Source organism: Streptomyces sp. NPDC107517 (assembly GCF_055582645.1).
This window is the reverse complement of the sequence record NZ_JBVJPM010000026.1, coordinates 1-21536: the sequence shown is the minus strand read 5'-3', so window position 1 is coordinate 21536 and position 21536 is coordinate 1. Positions and strand designations below refer to the sequence as shown.

General features: G+C 67.5%; 19 protein-coding genes and 3 pseudogenes. 14 read left to right on the top strand and 8 right to left on the bottom strand.

Annotated features, from left to right (window positions below):
- Positions 1–60 precede the first annotated feature (60 nt).
- Positions 61–1461: an FGGY-family carbohydrate kinase gene (locus ACZ67T_RS37150; protein WP_469990237.1), complete on the top strand. Its 1401-nt coding sequence runs from the start codon at positions 61–63 to the stop codon at positions 1459–1461.
- A 63-nt stretch (positions 1462–1524) separates the two neighbouring features.
- On the opposite strand, the gene ACZ67T_RS37145 is transcribed toward ACZ67T_RS37150, so the two are convergent.
- The 3 genes from ACZ67T_RS37145 to ACZ67T_RS37135 form a co-directional block, all read right to left on the bottom strand.
- On the bottom strand, positions 1525–1929 hold the full coding sequence (locus ACZ67T_RS37145) for a PPOX class F420-dependent oxidoreductase (RefSeq protein ID WP_469990235.1): 405 nt from the start codon (positions 1927–1929) through the stop codon (positions 1525–1527).
- A gap of 85 nt (positions 1930–2014) precedes the next feature.
- Positions 2015–4102, bottom strand: coding sequence for an MDR family MFS transporter (locus tag ACZ67T_RS37140; protein WP_469990233.1), 2088 nt, complete (start codon positions 4100–4102; stop codon positions 2015–2017).
- Positions 4103–4356: 254 nt separating this feature from the next.
- Positions 4357–4611, bottom strand: a complete 255-nt coding sequence (locus ACZ67T_RS37135) for an antibiotic biosynthesis monooxygenase (RefSeq protein WP_469990232.1) — start codon at positions 4609–4611, stop codon at positions 4357–4359.
- Between the two features lie 414 nt (positions 4612–5025).
- On the opposite strand from ACZ67T_RS37135, the gene ACZ67T_RS37130 reads away from it, so the two are divergent.
- The 9 genes from ACZ67T_RS37130 to ACZ67T_RS37090 all read left to right on the top strand — a co-directional run bounded on the left by ACZ67T_RS37130 (position 5026) and on the right by ACZ67T_RS37090 (position 15179).
- Positions 5026–5463 carry a nuclear transport factor 2 family protein gene (locus ACZ67T_RS37130; RefSeq protein WP_469990230.1) on the top strand — a complete coding sequence of 146 codons (438 nt, stop codon included), beginning with the start codon at positions 5026–5028 and terminating at the stop codon, positions 5461–5463.
- The gene (locus ACZ67T_RS37125; RefSeq protein ID WP_469990228.1) at positions 5460–7292 is read left to right on the top strand and encodes a flavin-containing monooxygenase; all 1833 of its coding nucleotides are present in this window, start codon (positions 5460–5462) and stop codon (positions 7290–7292) included. Before ACZ67T_RS37130 ends, ACZ67T_RS37125 begins: the two co-directional genes overlap by 4 nt.
- Positions 7293–7716: 424 nt before the next feature.
- Positions 7717–8712 carry a LacI family DNA-binding transcriptional regulator gene (locus ACZ67T_RS37120; RefSeq protein ID WP_469990226.1) on the top strand — a complete coding sequence of 332 codons (996 nt, stop codon included), beginning with the start codon at positions 7717–7719 and terminating at the stop codon, positions 8710–8712.
- Positions 8713–9337: 625 nt separating this feature from the next.
- The gene (locus ACZ67T_RS37115) at positions 9338–9808 is read left to right on the top strand and encodes an RpiB/LacA/LacB family sugar-phosphate isomerase (RefSeq protein WP_469990224.1); all 471 of its coding nucleotides are present in this window, start codon (positions 9338–9340) and stop codon (positions 9806–9808) included.
- A gap of 67 nt (positions 9809–9875) precedes the next feature.
- The gene (locus ACZ67T_RS37110) at positions 9876–11327 is read left to right on the top strand and encodes an MFS transporter (RefSeq protein WP_469990222.1); all 1452 of its coding nucleotides are present in this window, start codon (positions 9876–9878) and stop codon (positions 11325–11327) included.
- The gene (locus tag ACZ67T_RS37105) at positions 11324–12238 is read left to right on the top strand and encodes an NAD(P)-dependent oxidoreductase (protein ID WP_469990220.1); all 915 of its coding nucleotides are present in this window, start codon (positions 11324–11326) and stop codon (positions 12236–12238) included. Before ACZ67T_RS37110 ends, ACZ67T_RS37105 begins: the two co-directional genes overlap by 4 nt.
- Positions 12239–12771: 533 nt before the next feature.
- Positions 12772–13347: an NADPH-dependent FMN reductase gene (locus ACZ67T_RS37100; protein WP_469990218.1), complete on the top strand. Its 576-nt coding sequence runs from the start codon at positions 12772–12774 to the stop codon at positions 13345–13347.
- A 90-nt stretch (positions 13348–13437) separates the two neighbouring features.
- The gene (locus tag ACZ67T_RS37095; protein WP_469990216.1) at positions 13438–14472 is read left to right on the top strand and encodes an SRPBCC domain-containing protein; all 1035 of its coding nucleotides are present in this window, start codon (positions 13438–13440) and stop codon (positions 14470–14472) included.
- A gap of 65 nt (positions 14473–14537) precedes the next feature.
- Positions 14538–15179, top strand: a complete 642-nt coding sequence (locus ACZ67T_RS37090) for an NADPH-dependent FMN reductase (RefSeq protein WP_469990214.1) — start codon at positions 14538–14540, stop codon at positions 15177–15179.
- Between the two features lie 134 nt (positions 15180–15313).
- Here ACZ67T_RS37090 and ACZ67T_RS37085 read toward each other — a convergent pair whose 3' ends face one another.
- On the bottom strand, positions 15314–15964 hold the full coding sequence (locus ACZ67T_RS37085; protein WP_469990213.1) for a hypothetical protein: 651 nt from the start codon (positions 15962–15964) through the stop codon (positions 15314–15316).
- A 3-nt stretch (positions 15965–15967) separates the two neighbouring features.
- On the opposite strand from ACZ67T_RS37085, the gene ACZ67T_RS37080 reads away from it, so the two are divergent.
- Positions 15968–16426 (top strand): SRPBCC family protein, encoded by a 459-nt coding sequence (locus ACZ67T_RS37080; protein ID WP_469990211.1) that lies wholly within the window; start codon positions 15968–15970, stop codon positions 16424–16426.
- Positions 16427–16878: 452 nt separating this feature from the next.
- Here the strand turns inward: ACZ67T_RS37080 and ACZ67T_RS37075 are convergent, their stop codons facing one another.
- Both ACZ67T_RS37075 and ACZ67T_RS37070 read right to left on the bottom strand, forming a co-directional pair.
- Positions 16879–17640 carry an SDR family NAD(P)-dependent oxidoreductase gene (locus tag ACZ67T_RS37075; protein ID WP_469990210.1) on the bottom strand — a complete coding sequence of 254 codons (762 nt, stop codon included), beginning with the start codon at positions 17638–17640 and terminating at the stop codon, positions 16879–16881.
- A gap of 195 nt (positions 17641–17835) precedes the next feature.
- Positions 17836–18276 (bottom strand): nuclear transport factor 2 family protein, encoded by a 441-nt coding sequence (locus ACZ67T_RS37070; RefSeq protein WP_469990208.1) that lies wholly within the window; start codon positions 18274–18276, stop codon positions 17836–17838.
- Between the two features lie 299 nt (positions 18277–18575).
- Between ACZ67T_RS37070 and ACZ67T_RS37065 the strand changes: the two genes are divergently transcribed.
- Both ACZ67T_RS37065 and ACZ67T_RS37060 read left to right on the top strand, forming a co-directional pair.
- Positions 18576–19163 carry an isochorismatase family protein gene (locus ACZ67T_RS37065; protein WP_469990206.1) on the top strand — a complete coding sequence of 196 codons (588 nt, stop codon included), beginning with the start codon at positions 18576–18578 and terminating at the stop codon, positions 19161–19163.
- Between the two features lie 84 nt (positions 19164–19247).
- The gene (locus tag ACZ67T_RS37060; RefSeq protein WP_469990204.1) at positions 19248–19907 is read left to right on the top strand and encodes an FMN reductase; all 660 of its coding nucleotides are present in this window, start codon (positions 19248–19250) and stop codon (positions 19905–19907) included.
- Positions 19908–19936: 29 nt separating this feature from the next.
- Here ACZ67T_RS37060 and ACZ67T_RS37055 read toward each other — a convergent pair.
- Positions 19937–20563, bottom strand: a pseudogene (locus tag ACZ67T_RS37055) (IS110 family transposase); the annotation flags it as partial.
- A gap of 55 nt (positions 20564–20618) precedes the next feature.
- Here ACZ67T_RS37055 and ACZ67T_RS37050 point away from each other — a divergent pair.
- Positions 20619–21349: pseudogene (locus tag ACZ67T_RS37050) on the top strand (IS5 family transposase); the annotation flags it as partial.
- Here the strand turns inward: ACZ67T_RS37050 and ACZ67T_RS37045 are convergent.
- A pseudogene (locus tag ACZ67T_RS37045) lies at positions 21320–21536 on the bottom strand (hypothetical protein); the annotation flags it as partial. The pseudogenes ACZ67T_RS37050 and ACZ67T_RS37045 sit on opposite strands and share 30 nt — an antisense overlap.

Below are 21536 nucleotides of genomic sequence, written 5' to 3'. Positions count from 1 at the left end.
CCCACCCCGCGAGAAGCAGGGGCCTGAGCCGCCGCGTCGATCGAAGGAGATGAACAGCACGTGGGAACCTCGGCGCAACGGGAAGATGCCGTCCTCGGCATCGACATCGGCAGTACGAACGTCAAGGTCGTGACCCTCGACTCTGCCGGGAACGTTGCTTCACGGGTACGACGCGCCACCCCGCGTCCCCTCGACGACCCCTCGATCGACGCCGCTCAACTCTTCGACACCATCGAGGAGATGGTCATCGAGGCGTGCGGCGAGCGTTACTCCGTCGCAGCCGCCTGCGCCGCCGGCATCGGTGAGGACGGCGTGCTCACCGACGCCGCGCTCACCCCGCTCACCCGGGCCCTGCCCTGGTTCGACCCCCGCCGCACCGAGCTCTTCGGCTCCCTGATGCCAGGCCTCGCACCGGCCGACGACCTCGGTACCGCATCGGACGCGGCCCGTACCTTCGTCGGCTGGTCCTGGGCCCGGGCCCAACCGCAGGCGCGGACCGCCACAGGCTGGCTGGCCGTGACGGACTATGTTGCGGGGCGATGGAGCAGCACTCCGTTCTTGAGCGACACCCTCGCCGCGCGCACCGGGGCCTGGTCCCCGTTCACGCGCTCGTGGCACGCCGACCGCGTCCACGCCACCCTCGGCCGAACCGCCCTGCTGCCGCCGGTGACGCCGACCGGCACCGTCGTCGGGGAGTTGCGCTCACCGCGACTGCGGCGCGCGGGGGTCCTCGCCGAGCACGCCCAGGTCGTGGCGGGCGGCCATGACCACCCCGTCGGGGGCTGGGGCGTGCACCTGATGCATCCCGGCGCCGTACTGGACTCGATGGGCACCGCGGAAGTCGTCGTCGCTCAGGCCCCGGTGTCCCCGGGCGGGAAGCCGGCCGGGGTGGACGTGTCGCCCGGCATCCGCAATCCGGCGGGCGCGACCGTCCTGCGTGTGGAGGAACTCGCACGCAACGTGCAGTGGGCCTCCCGCGAACCCGAGGTCGCCGCGGCGCTCGCCCGGCTCCTGTCGGGGGAGGCCGAACCGGACGCGTACCTCACGTCGGATGCCTTCCGGCCCGGGGCCGCGGGTGGCCGGACCCCCAGCTACGCTCCCGACGCTCCACAGGACCCGCGATCCCGGGCCTCGGCGGTCCTGGGAGCCCTCGCCGACCTGGGCGGCCGGGCCGTCACCGCGATCCGCGGTCTCACGGCAGCCGATGCCCCCAGCGCCCCGGTGTACACCGCGGGCGGCTGGGCCCGCTCCCGCGGCTGGATCGATATCAAGGAAGCCGTCACCGGCAACAGGCCGCACGTCATCGCGGAACCCGAAGTGACCGCGGTGGGGGCGGCGCTGCTTGCCGCCACGGCCATCGGCTGGAGCCCTAAGGTGGCTGGCTGTCTTGCGGCGCCCGGGAGCACAGGCCCCGGATTCTCCGCTCTCAGCGGCAGGGCGAGTGCGAGCGGGCTCGCCTAGCGTCACTGGCTTCGCAACGAGGCCGCAGGGGACGGCGGCGCCGAGAACCGGCATCCGGAGGGATCAGACGTCCCGGGCATCGACGCTCAAACTGTGGGCAGGGGTATCGCTCTGGGCGATGCCGAAGCTGATCACGCGCCGAGGGGTGATGCGGATCAGCGGTTCGTGCGTCCCGTCGGCAGAGATGGCGTGCGCGGTGCCACGGATCTCTACGCAACGCGGGCGCCAGGGCTCGACGGAAGCCAGGTCGTCCACAACGAACGCGACCTTGCCGTTGGCGCCCACGTTGCGGAACTTTCTGCTCTTCTCGAGGTTGTAGCCGGATACGTCGATGGTGTCCGTTTCCGGATTGTGGCGGAAGCCGACAGGGCTGACCTGGAGGGTGCCATCAGGTTTCTGGGTCGCGATGCGGCCCAGCCGCTGGGACGCCAGGTAGGAGAGTTCGGTGTCCGAGAACACACTCATCATGTCGCACTCCTTGTGATGAGGTCTCCGGCCGGAGACCGGTTCGGGTGAGGGTCGGGCAACGGTGGGGCGATGGGTGCCGCACCGCCTAACTCGCGCTCTTCGACAGCTTCGTGCCGCCGGATCGCTGGGACGGCAGGCCCTCGGCCAGGTCCTCGGCGAGGAGCCGTTTGGCGATCGCGTCCAGGGCCTGGCGCATCTCGGGGGTCGTGGGGCGTCCCTCGGACCGTTCGACCCGCTCGGACAGCCAGTCCATGGCGGACTGCTCGATGGCTGCGATCTCCACATCGCCCTGCGGTGTGGACGAGTAGAAGCCGCTGTGTTCGCTGAGGTAGCCGTCGGCCACGGCGCTGTCGAAGGCGGGCTGGAGGACTTCCTCCGGCATTCTGCGCCGGATCGCGATCTGGCTGACCTTCGCGAAGCCGACGAGTCTCGTGTACACGAAGACCTGCATCAGCGCCCAGGCGGCCGCTGGCGGCACTCGGGTTCCGGAGCGGGCCAGCACCTCGCGGGCGGCGCTCGGTGTGATCCGGGTGAGCAGTGGCGCGAGGGTCCGCTCCAGTACCTGACGGGACTCCAGGGAGGCGGTGCCGAGACTTGAGTTGAGGTCGCCCGCGCTGGCCTTGGCGGAGTCCCGCAGGTCGACCTGCTTCAGGAAGAGCGCGACGACGAAGCCGGCCAGGGCGACCGGCACGGTCCAGCGGAAGACGGTGCCGAGGGTGGTCGCGTAGGCGTCGATGATCGGGATGGCGGCGGCGTCGGGCAGCTGGTGCAGGGCGGACGGGTTCTGGGCCGCAGCGGCCAGCTGGTCCCGCGGGACGAGGCCGGTGGCAGCGGCCTCGGTGATGCCCGCCTTGAGTTCGGGGCCGAGCGTGTTGGCGTAGATGGTGCCGAAGACGGCCGTGCCGAAGGAGCTGCCCAGCGTGCGCATGAAGGTCACACCCGACGTGGCCGTGCCCAGGTCCTTGTAGTCGACGGTGTTCTGCACAGCGATCGTGAGGACCTGCATGCTCAGCCCGAGCCCGAGGCCCAGAACCAGCAGGAACAGCGACTCCAGCCACGGGGACATGGTGCGGTCCATGAACGAGAGGAGGAACAGGCCGAGCGCGGTGATCAGCGAGCCGTACACGGGGAACCAGCGGTACTTGCCGGTCTTGCTGACGACGTTGCCGCTGTAGATCGAGGTGCTCAGCAGGCCGATGACCATGGGCAGGGTGCGCACGCCAGAGAAGGTGGCCGAGGCCCCGTCGACGAACTGCATGTACGAGGGCAGATACGTCATCGCGCCGAGCATGGCGAAGCCGACGACGAAGGAAAGCACCGAGCAGACGGCGAAGACCGAGTTTTTGAACAGGTGCATCGGCAGCATCGGCTCGGCGGCCTTGGTCTCCACCCAGCAGAACAGCGCGAGCGCCACGACACCGCCGATGACGAGGCTGATGATCACGGCCGATCCCCAGGCGTACTCGTTGCCGCCCCAGCTGGTCGCGAGGATCAGCGCGGAGGCGCCGATACCGACCAGGGCGATGCCGAGGTAGTCGACCTTCGGCCGTCCCTCGGACCGCACGGACGGGATGTACCTGAGAGACAGGATCACGACGACGATCGCGATAGGCACATTTACGTAGAAGCACCAGCGCCAGGACCAGTTGTCGGTGAAGAACCCGCCCAACAGAGGACCGAGCACGGTGGAGGCACCGAAGACGCCACCCAGGGCGCCCTGGTACTTGCCGCGGTCGCGCAGCGGGATCACGTCGGCGATCAGGGCCATCGCTGTCACCTGGAGGCCGCCGCCGCCGATGCCCTGGATCGCGCGGAAGGCGATCAGCATGGTCATGTTCTGTGACAGGCCGCAGAAGAACGATCCGCCGATGAAGACGATCACCGAGAGGGTGAAGACGAGCTTGCGGCCGAACAGGTCACCGAATTTGCCGACCAGCACCGTGGAGATCGTGGAGGCCAGCATGTAGGCGGTGACCACCCACGACATATGCGCGCCGCCGCCGAGGTCCGAGACGATGGTGGGCAGCGCGGCGCCGACGATCGTCTGGTCCAGGGATGCCAGCAGCATGCCGGCGGCGATGGTGACGAAGACGATATTGCGTCGGCCTGAGTCCAGCACAGGGGGTTCGCCCTGCGGCGCCGCGCGGGTGTCCTGCGCTGTGGAAGTACTCATGGCGGCATCGTCACATCAAGCGTAGGTGTGCGCACTTTCAGCAACATGCCCGGTTGGGTGGTCGGCCGCGTTGCGCGACGGACTCGCGGCCTAGGCTGTGGGCCAACGCCCTCGCCGCACGGACACCTACTACGACGAAATCGACCTCGCCCACACCTGAAACGCGGCCACTACAGGGTGCAGCTCTTCTTAAGGAACCGGCCCGCACGCGGCAACGGTTCGCAGGACTTGGTCAGTGAGGCTGTTGGCGACGGTCAAGTATCTCGAAAGTGGGCTGACCGTTCATCGAAGTCCGAGAGCACAGCCTGGGCGGCCGTTGGTACGTGTGCTCGCTCGTAGTCCTCCCCCATGAACGTCTGCACAGAGGTCAGGGCGTCGAACCACATCAGAGTCAAGAACTCGACGTCGTCTTCCCGCTCGCGCCGGATCAGATCGATCGACTGAAACCCCGGGATACGACGTGCTTCGATTCCGGGGATGACCTGCCCGCGCACGATGCGCTCGTACACGTCGGCGTTTTCCCTCGTGGTCCAGCCACGCCACAAACGACAGATCACGGGCTGAGTCCACTGCGCAATCGCGTCGGTCCGTTCTGGATTCGCCGAAGGCACAGCCTGATACGTGCGCATGAACGTCGCTCGGCTCGCTGCACCCGCGTCCAATGAAGTCGGCAAGTTGCGTCTGTAGTTGGCCGAGTTCCGTATCCGCCGAGGTGGCGAGGAATCGCTTGTCCTGGGAGAACTGTGTTCAGTTTCGCGGGGTGCTTCGACCCTTGACTCGCCGTGAAACTGTATGCAGTGTTGTTCCGTGCGCACCGGACCGCACCGGGGAACAGGGGCCGCTTCCGGCGGCCGAGTCAGGCCGCGCCTGACGTCCCCGAAGAGGGCTTGCCACGCCCACACTCGACGCCTCACGGAGCCGCCATGACGCAGGGGAACGTACGGATCGACGCACAACCGCCCGTCTGGGCCGCGGAGTTCTACGCGGCCATGGACGCCCAGGACGTGACCGGCGTCGTCAGCCGGATGAGCCCGGACATCCGCATGCGCTTCGGCAATGCGGACCCCCTGACCGGGCGCGAGGCCGTACACGCCGCGTCGAAGGCGTTCCTCGGCTCCGTGGGCGGTGTGCGGCACGTGTTCCGTCAGAGCTGGGTCCATGGCGACGAGGTCATGCTCCTCGCCGATGTCGAGTACACCCGCCACGACGGCACTGTCGTACGGCTTCCCTGCTCGACGTATGTCCGCTGCGCAGAGGGCGGGCTCATCGACGACGTCCAGGTCTTCATCGACGCAGGTCCCATCATGGCGCCGCCCGCCGCGGACGCGGGCCGGACAGAGCCGACAGTGAGGTCAGCATGACGAAGGGCATTCCCGGTCCCGGGCGAGAGCTTGCCGGGGGAGACCTCGGCTTCGATCCGGAAGCGGTCCGCCGCAGGTACGAGGACGCGGCCGAGCACCGCAGCCCGCAGTTCCGTACGGCGGGCCGCCCCGCGTCGGCGGGCACCGAACTCCCGGCCGGTGATCCGTACGCGCCGCCGGACGCGCGGGCGCCGCTGCACGACGACATCGACGTGGTCGTGGTCGGCGGCGGTTTCACCGGTCTGGTGACCGGGGCCCGGCTGCGGGAGGCACAGGTGCCGGGTGTGCGGCTGGTCGAGAAGGCCGGCGGCTTCGGCGGCGTCTGGTACTGGAACCGCTACCCCGGCATCCGCTGCGACGTCGATGCGCTCACGTACCTGCCGTTCCTGGAGGAAGTCGGCACGATACCCAGCGAGAAGTACACCCGCGGGGACGAGATCCGCGCCCACTGCCATGCCCTGGCCGAGCACTACGGCCTCGACGGGACGGCCTGCCTGCAGACGCAGGTGACCGGCATGCGCTGGGACGAGGGTGCGCGACGGTGGCTCGTCGAAACTGATCGGGGCGACCGTTGGCGGGCGCGATTCGTGTGCCTGGGAGGCGGAGTCCTCGATGTGCCCCGCCTGCCGGACATCGACGGCCTCGACGAGTTCGAAGGCCACGTGTTCCACTCCAGCCGCTGGGACTACGGTTACACGGGCGGTGACGAGGGCGGCGGACTGACAGGACTGGACGGCAAGCGTGTGGCGGTGGTCGGCACTTCCGCCTCCTCGATCCAGTTCATCCCCCATGTGGCCGAGGTCGCACGGGAGTTGCTCATCATCCAGCGCACACCCGCCGTGGTGCTGCCCCGAGGGAACGCCCCGGTGGACCCCGACTGGTATCGCGCTCAGCCGGCCGGATGGCAGCGGGAACGGGTCGCGAACCTCACCGCCGTGACCCAGAGCCCGCCCGGAGTGCCGCTGCCCGAGAGGGACCTGGTGGACGATGCGGGCACCCGACTCATGAAGCGCATGCGGGAGTTGGCGGCCGATCTGCCCGGAGTGCCGCACGATGCGGACCCCGCCACGCGCATGCTGCTGACCAACTACGCGATGATGGAGCAGGTCCGCTCCGACATGGCGGCTCTGGTCGACGACCCGGCCACGGCCGAGGCGATCAAGCCGTACTACAACTTCGGCTGCAAACGCCCCCAGTTCAGCGACGACTACCTGCAGACGTACAACCGCCCGAACGTCACCCTGGTGGACAGCGACGGTCGCGGTGTGGAGCGCCTGACGGCCAAGGGTGTCGTGGTCGACGGCACGGAGTACGAGGTGGACTGCGTCGTTTTCGCCACCGGATTCTCAGCGGACGCGGGGCGCTCACGTGCGGGCGGATTCCCCGTGATCGGACGCGGCGGACAGACTCTCGCGGACAAGTGGGCGGGTGGTGTGCATTCCTTGCACGGCATCCAAGCCGCGGGCTTCCCGAACCTGTTCGTGATCGGCGGCATTGCTCAGGCGACGTACACCATCACGGGCACCCACACCCTTGACGAGCAAGCCGCGTACGCCGTGACGCTGATCAGGCGGTGTCTGGACGGTGGCATCGAGAGCGTGGAGGCCCGGCCCGAGGCCGAGGACCGGTGGGCGGCCCACCTGAGGGAGCAGGCGGCGCAGCTGCCGCCAAGGCCGAACCTGGCGTGCGTACCGGACAGCATCATGACGCTGATCCAGTCCGGCCACCCACGGGGCCCGCTGGCCTACATGGACGAGTGTCACCAGTGGCTCGTGGGTGACGGGATCGCGCGCGATCTGCTGACAGTACCCGCCGTCGCGCCGAACTGAGTCTTGCCGGATTGTCGGTGTCGGTTGCCGTCGTCGAGCACGGCGAGGAGGACGTCGGTTCGGCGTCGGGCGAGGTTGAACCGTGGGTGTGCCAGCATTCGCGGACGTTCGAGCCCGGGGCCGCGGGCGGTCGCACTCTCGCTGCCCTCCCTACGCCCCGACGGCCGCCATGTCCCGGGCGCTCGGCGGCCTTGGGGGCCTTCGCCGGTGCCCTGGGACACGTAGGCGGCGCTCCAACACGGCTCGTGCCGGCGGAGGCTGCGCAAGGAGCCATGGCCGCCGCCGCTCACATGTGAGTCGCTCCCGTCCACTCCGGGTGTCAGGCGACAGCGTTTGTGCTGAAGTCTTGCCCTGAGCTGGTCTATATGCGAGCGTAAAATCATTCAGGTGATGGAAACGTTTCCATAAGGGGATGGGGCGACGGATGGCCACGATCAAGGACGTTGCGGCGCGGGCCGGAGTCGCGCTGGGGACCGCGTCCCGGGTGCTCAGCGGCAGCAGCCAGACCTCGGCCGACTCCCGCGCGCGCGTGCTGGCGGCCGCCGCCGAGTTGGGCTACGTCGCCAACGGTCCCGCCCGCGCTCTGCGACGCGCCCGGACCGAGGTGCTGGGCCTGCTTGTCTCGGACATCCGCAACCCGTTCTTCTCCGAACTGGCGCACGCCGCCGAGCAGGAGGCCCGCAGTCACGGATATACCGTCCTCTTGGCCAACGCCAACGAGGACGCCGAACAGGCCGACGCCTACCTGCAGACCTTCGCCTCCCAGCGCATCGACGGCCTGTTGTTCGCGCCGCAGAGCACCGTCTCACCGCAGCTCGCCGCCACCGTGGCCTCCGGCCTTCCGCTCGTCTTCCTCAACCGCACCATCGACGGCATCGACGCCCCCATGTACGGGACGGACAACGCCCAGGGGGTCGGGCAGGTGCTCAACTGGCTGCAGGGGCGCGGACACCGCGACGTCGCCTTCATCGGGGGCCCGGACGGCATCTCCACCGGCGCGGAGCGCCGCGCCGCCTACCTCGCCGGGCGTGAGGCGCACGGCATCAGCACCGATGACGGGCTGCTCGAGGCCGGTGACTTCCTGGCCGACGGGGCGGCGAAGGCCATGGGCCGCATCCTCGACCGCGGCGTCCCGTTCACGGCCGTCTTCGGTGTGAACGGCCTGACCACGCTGGGCGCTGTACGAACGTTGCGCGAGCGGCTCGGCGCTGAGGAGGCGGCCCGTATCGAGGTCGTGTCCTTCGACGACCTCGACTGGTTCGAGTTCGCCTCGCCGCCCATCAGCGCGGTCCGTCAGGACGCGGCGGAGATCGGACGGCTCGGCGTACGCGGGATCGTGGACCTCATCGCCGGGCGCGCGGCGTCCGGTCAGCGCATCCCGACGTCCTTCGTCGACCGGGTGCCCAAGGACGACCAATGACCCCCGCGGGCCGCCATGGGCGACACGATCCCATGACGTCATCACAGGCTGGCTCTATGGCCTGCGAAGTTGCCGCATGTCGATTAGCTGGAGCGCCCTTGCCCTGAGCCCGGAAGGCCACTGCCACCGAAGCCAGCACACCCTTCCTCCGCAATAGCACGCTCCCTACGTCATCGCGATGTCCACCCGCGCACGGCCACCGGTGGCGCGATGCCGCATCGCTGCGTAGATGGACGGAACCAGGAGCCCATCGCGCGGCCTTGCGTAGCTGCCTCCGTACAAGCCCAGCGTGCGGTCACCACTGCGGGCTGTACTCGCCAATCCTTGCGCGGAACACGACCGCGCACAGCACCGCTCACCTCCAGCTGACTTGATGTGTCTCGCCGACGGGAGGAGCCGCAGAAGTCTGTTCCCGGGGGCATCTCGGACACACTCGAGGACATCGGTCGCCGAACCGCTGAGGTGTTGGGGCGCGAGGCGCTCGTCGCCCGTCGGCTTCCAGACATGCACCGGTCATGGTGCGACGAGGTGAGGTGCCCTCACCCGGTTACCGCGCTTGGCGCGAGCGCCTCCTCACCACAGCAGATTTCACACTCAACAAATGCAAACCCCCAAAGGAACAACCATGCGTATCGCACTCGGGAACGACCACGCGGGCCTCGGTCTGAAGCCTGCGGTCGTAGAAATGCTCGTAGAGCTGGGCCACGAGATCCAGGACTATGGAGTCCAGGACGAAACTCCCGTTGACTTCCCTGACATCACCTTCGCGACGTGCGATGCGGTGCGACGCGGTGAAGCGGACCGGGCGATCCTCGTGTGCGGCACCGGAGTTGGAGCCCTCATTGCCGCAAACAAGATCCCTGGGATTCGCGCGGGCATGGGGCACGACGTGTACTCCGCGCACCAGGGTGTCGAGCACGACGACACCAATGCGCTGTGCCTCGGCGCATGGCTGATCGGTCCCGCGACGGCGCGCGAGACGCTCGTCGCTTTCCTCGACGCGCGCTTCGACGACGACGAGGACACCCGGCGGCGTGTCGACAAGCTCCGCCAGATGGAGATCAGCGGGGCCCGCGAACTCGCCGGCCTCGTCTGATCGGACGAGGCCGCGCACGACTTTCCCCAGCCACGGCACACCTCACCCGCACACACCAGGGCAGGACATGTCAAAGAAGATAGTTCTCCGCCACCCCTCAGACGTACAACGCCTCATCAACGACGGCGTCATCAACCGCGGTAACTCGCGGTTCATCGTCATCATCGCGCTTGCCGGCATCTTCATGGACGCCTTCGACTTCACGTCGATCGCGTTCGGACTCACCTACGTACAAAAGCAGTTCGCCTTCACGCCGCTCGAACTCGGGCTCGTCTCCGGTGTCATCCTCGTCGGAGCGCTGGCAGGCTCCCTCTCCGGTGGCGTGCTCATGGACCGGATCGGGCGGGAGAAGGTGTTCACCGCCGACCTGATCATGCTCATCGTCGCGACGCTGCTGTGCGCGGTCTCCCCGAACGCCTGGGTCTTCATCCTTGCGCGCTTCCTCATGGGCTTCGCGGTCGGTGTCGACTACCCGGTCGCGCTGAGCTTCATCGCCGAGTACTCGGACAGCCGCCGCAAGGGCGGCGCCCTGAACATGTACGCACCTGTCTGGTACGTGGCGGTCGCCTCCACGTGGCTGCTACTGCTCGGCGGCTACTTCCTCTATGGCGCCATGGGCGCGGACATCTCGTCGCTGTGGCGCTGGGTCGTCGGCCTGGGCGTAGTCCCGGCCCTCGTCGTCCTCGTCCTGCGGCGCAAGTACCTTACAGAGTCGGCGAGTTGGCTCGCCCAGAACGCGGACCTGCACCGGGTCGCCGAAGTGCTCCGCAAGGCCTACGGCGCCGACGTGGAAGTCGCCCCCGATGCCGTCCTGCGCGTGGAGAAGACCACCGTTCCGGCCCGTCGAGCCTTCCATGTGCTGTGGACCTCGCGGTACCGGCTGCGCACCGTGCTGTCGCTCATCGTCAATTTCTGCCAGGGACTGGAGTATTACGCCGTCGGGTTCTCGATCGGTATCGTGGTGGAGCAGGTGCTCGGCGAGTCCGTGGTGACCGGGATCGTCGGACCGCTGGTGTTCAACGCGATCTTCGGTGTCGCGGGTGGCCTGGTCGCGGTCACAGCCGCACCGCGCATCGGCGTACGCAAGCTCGCCATGATCGGGTTCGTGATCACCACAGTGTCGATGCTGCTTGTCGGAGTGCTCGGGCGCGGTCTCTTCCCCGGCGCCATCGCGGCGGCCTGTGTCTGCCTGGGGACCTTCATCTTCGGCCACGCCGCCGGACCCGGCACCCAGGGCGTGGTCATGGCGACCATGTCGTACCCGACGTCGATCCGCGGCGCCGGCGTCGGCTTCGTCCAGGTCGGCAACCGACTCGGCGGCACGGTGGGCCTCGTCATCTGGCCCGTACTGACCGCGGCGCTCGGTCTCAACGCTCTCTTCGTGCTCGCCGTCGCGCCGTTCATCGGCCTGCTCGCCCTCCTCGTCATCCGCTGGGACCCGACGCACGTCGACGTCGACGCCGAAGACTTCGCGGCCCGCGAGGCCGTGGACCGCACCACCCTTCAGGAGAAGATATGACCACCGACCTCCGTATCGCGTTCCTCGGCCTGGGCGTCATGGGCACACCGATGGCCCTCAACATTGCCCGTGCGCAACTGCATGTCGAGGCCTACGACGTCCTCGACAAGGCACGGGAGCAGGCGCGCGCCGACGGGCTCACCGTCGTGGACGACGTGCGTGAACTCCTGCGGCGTGCGGACGTGGTCGTCACGATGCTGCCGAACACTCCGCACGTCGAGGCGGTCGTGCACGGTGCCGACGGCACGCTCGTGAACTGCCGCCCGGGCACCGTCCACATCGACATGAGCAGCATCTCCCCGGTCGCTACCCGCGAGCTCGGCGAGGCCAGCCTGGCCGCCGGCATCGGGTACATCGACGCTCCTGTGAGCGGCGGTGTGAAGGGCGCAAAGGAAGGCGCGCTCTCGATCATGGCCGGCGGCAGCGACGAGGACCTCGACCGCGTGGCCGACGTCCTCGACGCGATGGCCGCCCGTGTGACGCGGATGGGCCCCATCGGCGCCGGCCAGGCCACCAAGGTTTGCAATCAGGTCGGCGTGGCCATCAACATCCAGGCGGTGTGTGAGGCGTTCACGCTCGGACGAGCCCTCGGCGTCGACCTCGACAAGCTCCGCGAGGCTTTGCTCGGCGGGGCCACATCGAGCTGGGTCCTTGAAAACCTGGGTCCGCAGATGATCGCCGGTGACGACAGCGCCGGCTTCCGTATCGCCCTTCAGGTCAAGGACCTGCGCCTCGGCATCGAGGCGGCCCAGGCCAACAACGTGCCGTTGCCCGCCGCGTCCGGCGTGCTCGACATGTACCTCGAGGCCATGGCCCACGGTGAGGAGTCCCACGGCAACCAGGCCCTGACTCGAGTGTACGAGCGCCTGGCGAACCTGCGGATCGCCGAGCCCGCGGAGGGGGCGGCCTGAGCGTCGATACGTGTGTTGTCGGCGCCCCGTAGGGCCCCGACGGTAAGGGATGCAGCCGGGCGCAGCTGATCGTGCGCGCCCGGCTGTTTTGCTGCCTGCAGAAGCCAGCACGTTCCGCGCCAACCGTGGCGTGTGCGGCGGCAGTTGGCTCCGGTATGCGGTGACGTCGACAGTCTCATCTGGGTGACAGGGCGGGGAAGGGCCAGGTTTGTGTGGCAGCTGCCGCGGCCCGGTCGCGTCGGCCCGTGAGCCGCCTCCGAGAGAGGGCCTGGCCGCGGTAAAGCGCACTGGCGCCCTGGCAGGTCGCGCGGGCTGCTCGCCGAATCGGCCAAGAGTCATGTGGGACAGATTGCATACAGTTTCAGGGTGATGTCAAGGGTTGACATCACTCCATAACTGCATGCAGTTTGGAGGCGCCGCAAGGTCGGCAAGGGGGCGCCCTCGTCTCGGCTTCGTGGGCCGTGGGCCGACGGCTGCAAGGCCACTCGTCGGCAGAGTGTGACGGCATGTCAACTGTTTCCACGGGAGCATCAATGGTCAGAATCGGTGTCATTCTCGGCAGTACCAGGCCCGGCCGGAAAGGTGAGGTCGTCGCGAACTGGGTGATGGAGCATGCCGCGAAGCGCGCGGACGCAGCGTACGAGCTGATCGATCTGGCGGATTATCCGCTGCCTCACCTGGATGAGCCCGTGCCGCCGATACGCGGGCAGTACGCGAACGACCACACCAAGAAGTGGGCTGCGACGATTGCCCGGTTCGACGGCTACATCTTTGTGACGCCGGAGTACAACCACTCGACCTCCGGCGCGCTCAAGAACGCCATCGACTTCCTCTATGCCGAATGGAACAACAAGGCGGCGGGGTTCGTGTCGTACGGGGGCGCCGGCGGAGCTCGTGCGGTCGAGCACCTGCGTCTCGTCATGGGTGAACTGATGGTCGCTGACGTCCGCGCCCAGGTTCCCCTGAGTCTCTTCAACGATTTCGAGAACCTGGCCTCCTTCAACCCCACCGACCGCAGTACCCAGGCACTCGGGGCGGTGTTCGAGCAGATCGAAGCCTGGGCGGGGGCCCTTGCCGCGCTCCGGGCAACCACTGACTCAGGCGCCTGATCTCCTTCGCAGACGGGTGCTCCTGAGAAACCTTCACCGGCCCACCGCCTACAGGCGAGGGCTCACCGAAATCCAGGAAAGGGCAGTTCCATGGCTGAGTCGAAAAATGTCAAGACGGTCAGGCGGTTCTTCGATGTCGCCGACGGCAGGGTGACAGGTGACGCCTTCAAGATGTTCACCGAGATGTTCACCGAGGACGCGAGGATCGCTCGTCCGGGCTTTATCGGAAGCGGCCGCGAGGCGACGCTGTCCGGGAGTGACGACCGGGCGAAGTTCCGGCGCATGATCCATCACGCCGACGAGTTCGAGATCGTCGAGCAGGGTGACCGCGTCATCGTCGAAGGCACGACCGAGGGTGAGACGGTCACGGGCCAGACATGGGACGGACGGAAGATGGTCGCGGGGCATTTCTGTTCCAGCTTCGACTTCCGTGACGGTCGAATTTGCAGCATGCGCGTCTACTTCGACCCGAACTTCAGCGGCGAGGACGCGCTCCCGCAGGAGCCGGCACCGGAGGCCCTGGACGGGGGAACCGCCGCACCCGACACCACCGAGCCGCTGCCCGGTGTCCTCCGCCTGACGCCGACCATGAACGAGGTGCACTTCGAGCGGCACTACGACGTTCCGGCCGAACGGCTGTGGTCGTACATCGAGGACCCGAAGCTCCTGTCCAAGTGGGCCGGGCAGGTCGAGACATTCGAGCTCGCCCTCGACGGAAAGATTGTCATTGTCCACCACGTGGGCGGCGCGACCGCGACGATCACGTGTCAGGTGACCACGTACGAGCCCGGTCGGCTTTTGGAGATGACCTGGGACGTCCCGGCGTGGGGTACCGCTCCCGGCCCGCACTCGCCCGCTCTCCTGGGCACGACGATGCGCTGGGAGGTGCGCCCGGACGGGGACGGTTCGAAGCTCCTCCTCACCCACGCGCTTCCCAACACCGTCGGTAAGGAGCACATGCTGCTTGCCGCGTGGCATCTTCACTTCAACCAGCTGACTAGCCTGCTCGACGGGGCAGACAAGGCGGATATGCAGGCGCAGCGCATGCCCGGCCTGATCCGAGCCTATGTGGATCAGGAGTCGGCGAAGCGGCTCGACTACTACATGATGTTGCTCGGCCGGTAGTTCGCTGTCGACCGGCCCGCCGCGCTGCGGGCCCATTCATGACCTTCACCCCAGGGAGAACCCTGATGTCGAAACTCTTGGTCATCGTTGGCAGCACACGCCCGCACCGCGCCTCCGACCTCGTCACCCCCTGGGTCATGGAGCGCATCGGTGAGCACGAGGCGTTTGACGCTGAGCTGATCGACTTGCGTGAGTGGCCGCTGCCTATGTTCACCGAGCACCCCGGAACGCTCGGCGACATCAACGACCCTTCCTACTCCGAGCCGATCGTGCGAGCTTGGAACCGGAAGGTGAAGGAGGCTGACGCGTTCCTTCTCGTCACGCCGGAGTACAACCACAGTGTTCCGGCGGTCCTGAAAAACGCGATCGACACCGTATGGCTGTCGTTCGGGTTCCGGAACAAGCCGGTGGCGGCCGTTGGATACAGCGCTGGCCTCAGCGGCGGCATCCGGGCGATCGAGCATCTCGCGCAGATCTTCGTCGAGGCCGAGGCTGTGCCGATGCGCAACGCCGTCGTCCTGCCGACGGTCGGCAATGCGTTCGATGCCGACGGCAAGCCCACCGATCCCATCACCGAGGCCAGTCTGAAGATCCTCCTCGATGATCTCGCCTGGTGGACTTCGGCGCTCGAAAAGGCGCGCGCTGAGGGCCAGTTGATGCCGAGCCCGCTGCGCATGCGGGCGGCACGTCAGGCCGCGGGCCGCTGATCCGCGGCCGCTCTTCGTGCGGGGGTTGCCTGGAGTTGGTGCAGGCAGCCCCCGCACGCATCTCTTGGCTGGCTCCTTCACGCAGTACCTGGTCGAGGGCTTGGTGGCCGGCGCTGAGGGGAAGGACAGTTTCGTCACTGTCCACGAGACTGGGTGGGTCCGGGCCGTGGCATTTCGCCGTGCAGTCCGGAGGAGCCTGCGGCAGTGTGAAGCCATGTCGAACCACGCGTATCGCGTGATCGAAGTCGTCGGCACAATCCGACGAAGTGTCGACCAGGCCAACCGCAATGGCGTTTCACGGGCATCCCAGTGAGGTGTCCCGAACTTTCCGGACAGCTACCCAATAGGGTTGTCCTGACAAGGGCCTGCTTGTACAGCTGGTGGGTGAAGTTGATCGCGTTCGTGGCCTGCGGGATGCCGCCGACCACGAACAGGTTGGGGCAGCCCGCCGTCAGGATGCCGTGCAGCGACCGCATGCCGTCGGCCCACCGCTCGGATAGCAGTTGCTCGCCACGTCCGGTCACGAGGAAGCGTCCGGCATCGATGTCGAAGCCGGTGCCGAAGACGACGCAGTCGGCCTCGTGCCATACGCCGTCGACCACGATGCCCGTCGAGGTCAGCCGCTCGATGTCGCCGACGAGTTCGAGATTGTCGAGCAGGGCGACCGTGTCGTCGTCGAAGGCACGGCCGAGGGAGAGACGGTCGCGGGCCAGGCGTGGGACGGAAGGAAGACGGTCGCGGGGCGGCTCTGTTCCAGCTTCGACTTCCGCGACGGCCTCATCCACAGCATGCGCGTCTACTTCGACCCGGACTTCAGTGGTGAAAATGTCGTCCCACAGGAGTTCGCGTGGGACAACCTGGACGGGATCATCAAGGTGACCGCGACGATGAACGAGATTTACTACGAGCGGCGCTTCGACGCACCGCTGGATCGCCTGTGGGACTTCATCGTCGACCGCGATCTGCTCGCGAAGTGGATGGGCGGCCCTGTCGACAAGCTCGACCTCCGTGCCGGTGGTGACGTCCTCATCCGTATCCACCCCGAGTGGGGCGCGACGGTCCACGGCAAGGTCTTCGCGTACGAGCCGAAGCGCGTCCTGGCATTCAGTGGGACGTCCCCGCCTGGGGCAACACGCCCGACCTGCTGGGCACGACGATGCGATGGGAGATCGAGGCCGACGGCGACGGGTCCAGGATCGGGCTCACCCACGGGCTGCCACACACGGTCGGACGCGAGCACCTCCTGATGTCCGCCTGGCATTCCACCTCGACCAGCTGAACTCGCTGCTGCCAGGGGTGGACGCCGACTATGAAATCGAGCGCGACCGCATCCTGGCCATGACGCTGCAGTACCTCGACGAGGAGACGGCCAGGGCGCGCGCGGTCTACACGGAGATGCTCGAACACGGGTGAGACGCGCGGTGAGCCCACCTGTCGCACCGCAGGGGAGAGCCTCAACTCCCTGATGTTGCCTCACCGTTCGGGGTGATGCGGGGCCAGGAGATGCGCTGGGCGATCGTGGAGCAACTCAGAGCGCCCGGCTTCGACGTAGATCGAGAGATCTACCCGAAGCCGGGGGCTCTGGCCGTGGCCAGGCGACAAGTCAGGTCGTCGTCGCTCGGTGCTGCCGGACAGCCGACCTGAGTCGGGCGCCCGGCAGCACACCACACCCGCCTGGATCAGGCGGGTGTGGAACCGCCTACGTAGTGGTGAGGGTATGGCCGTCGGCGCGGATGAGTTCGCCCGTGATGTTGGTGTTGGCGTCCGAGCAGAGGAAGACGATCAGATTCGCGATCTCGCGTGCGGAGCTCGGACGTCCGATCGCGGCCGAACGGCTGGCCCGGTCCATGACGGCCTGCGGCAGGTCCGGGCGGGGTATGAGGCCAGAGAGGACGGCATTGGTCAGGATCCCCGCGGGCGCGAGCTCGCGCGACATAGTGCGGGTGAGGCCGTGCAGTGCAGCCTTGGGCGTGGTGTAGGCGGATGAGCCGGGAAGGCCATCGATGACCAGGCCGCTCGAGAGGTGCACGATGCGCCCCCATCCCTGCGCGCGCATCGGCCTGACTACTGATTGACTCAGGGCGTATTGCCCGACGAGGTTCGTCTCGACCGAGGCGCGCATCAACTCCAGGGGAAGGTCCTCGAACAGATCCCGGGCCGAGCCGCGTGGCGGACGTGCTACTGCGTTGTTGACGAGCACATCGACACCACCGAAGTCACGCACGACCGTGTCCACCGTCTTCACGATCGACGACGCGTCGCCGAGGTCGAGCTGCACGACCATCGCGGTGCCGCCCCCGGCCGCGATCTCCGCCGCGATCTTCTCGGCCTCCTGCGTGTTCGTATGACAGGCGAGGGCGACGTGTGCGCCTTCGGCGGCGAACGCGAACGCTGTCGCCCGCCCGATGTTTCCAGAGGCACCGGTGACAAGCACCCGCCGACCCTGTAGTCCCAGTTCCATCGTGCTCCTTAGATACGTGCGGGGATCTTCCTGCTCGTGCGCGTACTGAACGGCTCAGAGGGCTGCCCCCTCGTCGACCACGTCCATGGATGCTTCCGGTGCGCACGGCTGGCGCCCCCGGGCGGGACGGTGCTGGTCCCATCGGGGGCGATGATGCGTTCCTGGCGCGGCACGGATAGCGCCGGCCTGGACGGCCTACGCTCCGCTGGGCTCCGTGGCCTGCTGGTACCAGGGGTACCGAGCCGTGTCCTCGGTGGCCACGTCGGGATCGAAGTAGACGTACATCCTGGAGATCCGGCCGTCGCGGAGTTCGAAGACGGAGCAGAATCGTCCGCCTACGGTCGTCCGCCCGTCCCACGTCCTGCCGGTGAAGGTCTCGCCTTCGGTGGTGCCCTCGACGATGACGCGATCGCCGTGCGCGTGGATCCTGAATTCGTCCGCGTGGTGCCTCAACCGGCGGAACCGCTTGCCGCCCTTGCCCGCGGCGAGCATGCGCTCCCGGCCGGTGGCGGTCCCGAACTTCGGGGTGAAGACCTGGACGTCCTCAGTGAACAGCTCGGCCATGTCGCCCGCCCTCCGGCGGTCGGCGAGTTCGTAGTACCGCTTGACCGTCGCGACATTCGGATGGTCCGCCATGTAGCTCTCCTCCACTGCAGCAGGTGCATACACTTTGAAAGTGTATGCAAGTTAGCACCGCGAAATCGGAGCTGGCAACAACGTTGCGGTCTGGGAGTGCCGCGGGGCGGGGCATGACTGTTCAGGCAACAGAATCGTGGATGTCGTGCCCCCGTAGAGGGCTGCGCGGGCCTTAGCGGGCTTCACTGCCCCTTGGTAGGGCTTGCTTCGCGGTCCAGGAATAGATCCAGCAAGGTGCATGTTGAGCCATTTGATTGACCGAACAATCAAAGTCTGCGGTTTCCAGGAAAGGCGCCATCATGACTGCTCAGCCGTTCACGATCGACAGCTCAGCGATCCTGCTCATCGACCATCAGGTAGGCACCATGGGCTGGGTGCGCTCCACCTCCTTCGAGGAGATGAAGGACAACGCGCTGGCGCTGGCCAAGGCGGCCAAGGCCGTGGGCATCCCGTTGGTGCTCACGTCCTCCATGGAGGAGTTCGCCCAGGGTCCGCTGCTGTCGGAGTTCGAGGAGATCGCTCCCGAGGAGTTCGCCGGCCGGATCAAGCGGCTCGGAGTGGTCAACGCCATGGACGACGAGAACTTCGCCGCCGCGGTCAGGGCCACTGGCCGCCAGAACCTGGTCATCGCCGGGGTCACCAACGACGTGTGTACCGTCTACCCGACGCTGACCGCGCTGGCCGAGGGCTTCCAGGTCCAGGTTGTCGCCGATGCGGGCGGCTCGCCGACCAAGCTGGCCGACGACATCGCCCTCAAGCGGATGGCCGACGCCGGCGCCACTCTCACCTCCACCAACCAGCTCCTGGCCGAACTCGCCCAGAACTGGACCACGGAGCGCGGCGGCAAGATCGCCCCGATCGTCATGGGTCTCATGCCCCAGGCATAGGACTCCACGCAGCGCAGGCTTCACCACGCTGCCCGCCCACCGCCCCCAACCCCTCGAACTCACCCCAAGAAAAATGGAGACCAAGTGACCGCCAATCGGCAGTCTGAACCCGGTCCGGTGCGGCTCGCGGTCGTGTCGGCAGGGCTGAGTACCCCTTCGTCCACGCGGCTGCTGGCGGACAGGCTCACCGCGTCGGCGCGCGGGCACCTGGCCGATGCCGGGCGAGACGTCGACGTGCACATCGTGGAGTTGCGCGACCTCGCCGTCGACATCGCCAAGAACTTCGCCTCCGGCTTCCCCTCGCCCGAGCTGGCGGACGCCATCGAGACCGTCACCTCGGCGGACGGCCTGATCGCCGTCACGCCGGTGTTCACCGCTTCGTACAGCGGGTTGTTCAAGTCGTTCTTCGACGTGATCGACAACGATGCGCTCACCGGCAAGCCGGTCCTGGCCGGCGCCACCGGGGGTACCGCGCGGCACTCGCTCGTCCTCGACCACGCGCTGCGCCCGCTCTTCGCCTACCTACGCGCTGTTGTCGTCCCGACGTCTGTGTACGCGGCGACCGAGGACTGGGGTGGCACCGGAGACCCACTCACTGACACGCTCCCGACCCGTATCGACCGGGCCGGCCGTGACCTGGCCGGGCTCCTCACTGGACGTTCCGCAAGGCCGGCCCGCCCGCCGGCGGAGAGCGACGTCGTCGTCCCCTTCGCACAGCAACTTGCCGCACTGCGGGCCCAGTAGACCGCGGACCTACGTCTCCGAACGTCATGCTGGTGGGCCCAATCGCCGCGGAAGACCACGCGGAGCCGCTCGGCCTCGGCCTCGATGCCTCGCTTGCGGCCGGCCCGCTTGAGCGCGGCTTGCAGCTGCGTGCGCGTGAGGCGCGCGGCCCGCGTGGGCGTCGGGGCCAGCTCGAGGACCTGATGAGCCTCGGGTCGGCAGAGGCCGTTCTTCCAAGGCTCAAACGCTGCCAAGGCTGACGGGTAGTACTCGCGCAGCAGCGAGCGGAGCTGGTTGGCGATCTGCTGGCGATTCCAGACGGTGTCCTGCTGGGCTTTGGCCAGGACGGCAACGGCGCGGACCAGATCAGTGTCCTGCGGCAGCGTCCTGTGGGCGTGCATGTCGGTGCGCAGGATGTTCGCAAGGACCAGGGCATCGCCGGGGTCGGACTTCTTGCGCGAGACACTGTGCCGATCACGGTAGCGGGCCGCGGCCAGCGGGTTGATCGCGAAGACTCGCCGGTCGCCGGTTCGCAGGACCGCCACCAACAGGCCCCGGGATGTCTCGATGGCGACCGGGATCGGGGTTTCATCCGTGTCGCCGTACTCGGAGAGCAGGTCCAGCAGAACCTTGTAGCCGACCGCGTCGTCGGTGATATGGCGCTTGGCTAACAGGCTCTAACAAAAGCTGTTGATCATGTGACTGTTGGCTTGTCGGATCGTTGGTCTGTTCATGGGGAAGCGTCAGTCGCGGCCGTGGATCGTGTCGGACGAACTGTGGTCGCTCATAGAGCCGTTACTGCCCAAGCCGGGCCCGAAGCTGGTCGAGGGCAGACCGCGGGTGCCGGACCGGCAGGCGTTGTGCGGGATCCTGTTCGTCCTGCACACCGGCATCCAATGGGAGTACCTGCCCCAGGAGTTGGGCTTCGGATCAGGCATGACCTGCTGGCGGCGCCTGGCCGCCTGGAACCAGGCCGGCGTGTGGGACAAACTCCACGCGGTACTGCTGAAGCAACTGCGCTCGAAGAACCAGCTGGACTGGTCGAGGGCGGTGATTGACTCTTCCCACGTCCGGGCGGCCCGGCGGGGCCCAAAAGCGGACCCAGTCCGGTCGACCGCGCACGTCCGGGCAGCAAGCACCACATCATCACCGACGGGCAGGGAATCCCGCTCGCGGTGTCACTGACCGGTGGAAACCGCAATGACGTCACGCAGTTACTGCCCCTGCTCGACAAGATCCCCGCCATCGGCGGCGTCGTCGGCAGGCCACGGCATCGGCCCGACCTGCTCTTCGCTGACCGCGGCTACGACCACGACAAATACCGGCGCCTGGTCCGGGCGCGGGGCATCCGCCCCGTGATCGCCGAACGCGGTCAGCCGCACGGCACCGGACGGGGCGTCTTCCGTTGGGTCGTCGAGCGGACGATCTCCTGGCTACACGGCTTCCGCCGCCTGCGCATCCGCTGGGAAAGACGCGACGACATCCACGAGGCCTTCCTCGGCCTCGCCATCTGCCTCATCACCCACCGCCACGTCCAACGCCTTTGTTAGCGCCTCTAAAAGCGTTCCGGTGTCGTCGACCAGAGCGACGTCATGCGTCTTTTCCGCCCAGTCGATGCCGCAGTAGATCATGATGGGTTCCTTCCCTGTG

Bases quoted from the DNA above. Each gene is read 5' to 3' on its own strand.
- ACZ67T_RS37080 (WP_469990211.1), top strand. From the start codon at position 15,968: ATGCGCGTCTACTTCGACCCGGACTTCAGTGGTGAAAATGTCGTCCCA.
- ACZ67T_RS37140 (WP_469990233.1), bottom strand. From the start codon at position 4,102: ATGAGTACTTCCACAGCGCAGGACACCCGCGCGGCGCCGCAGGGCGAA.
- ACZ67T_RS37095 (WP_469990216.1), top strand. From the start codon at position 13,438: ATGGCTGAGTCGAAAAATGTCAAGACGGTCAGGCGGTTCTTCGATGTC.
- ACZ67T_RS37115 (WP_469990224.1), top strand. From the start codon at position 9,338: ATGCGTATCGCACTCGGGAACGACCACGCGGGCCTCGGTCTGAAGCCT.
- ACZ67T_RS37145 (WP_469990235.1), bottom strand. From the start codon at position 1,929: ATGATGAGTGTGTTCTCGGACACCGAACTCTCCTACCTGGCGTCCCAG.
- ACZ67T_RS37100 (WP_469990218.1), top strand. From the start codon at position 12,772: ATGGTCAGAATCGGTGTCATTCTCGGCAGTACCAGGCCCGGCCGGAAA.
- ACZ67T_RS37065 (WP_469990206.1), top strand. From the start codon at position 18,576: ATGACTGCTCAGCCGTTCACGATCGACAGCTCAGCGATCCTGCTCATC.
- ACZ67T_RS37105 (WP_469990220.1), top strand. From the start codon at position 11,324: ATGACCACCGACCTCCGTATCGCGTTCCTCGGCCTGGGCGTCATGGGC.
- ACZ67T_RS37090 (WP_469990214.1), top strand. From the start codon at position 14,538: ATGTCGAAACTCTTGGTCATCGTTGGCAGCACACGCCCGCACCGCGCC.
- ACZ67T_RS37130 (WP_469990230.1), top strand. From the start codon at position 5,026: ATGACGCAGGGGAACGTACGGATCGACGCACAACCGCCCGTCTGGGCC.
- ACZ67T_RS37125 (WP_469990228.1), top strand. From the start codon at position 5,460: ATGACGAAGGGCATTCCCGGTCCCGGGCGAGAGCTTGCCGGGGGAGAC.
- ACZ67T_RS37075 (WP_469990210.1), bottom strand. From the start codon at position 17,640: ATGGAACTGGGACTACAGGGTCGGCGGGTGCTTGTCACCGGTGCCTCT.
- ACZ67T_RS37110 (WP_469990222.1), top strand. From the start codon at position 9,876: ATGTCAAAGAAGATAGTTCTCCGCCACCCCTCAGACGTACAACGCCTC.
- ACZ67T_RS37070 (WP_469990208.1), bottom strand. From the start codon at position 18,276: ATGGCGGACCATCCGAATGTCGCGACGGTCAAGCGGTACTACGAACTC.
- ACZ67T_RS37120 (WP_469990226.1), top strand. From the start codon at position 7,717: ATGGCCACGATCAAGGACGTTGCGGCGCGGGCCGGAGTCGCGCTGGGG.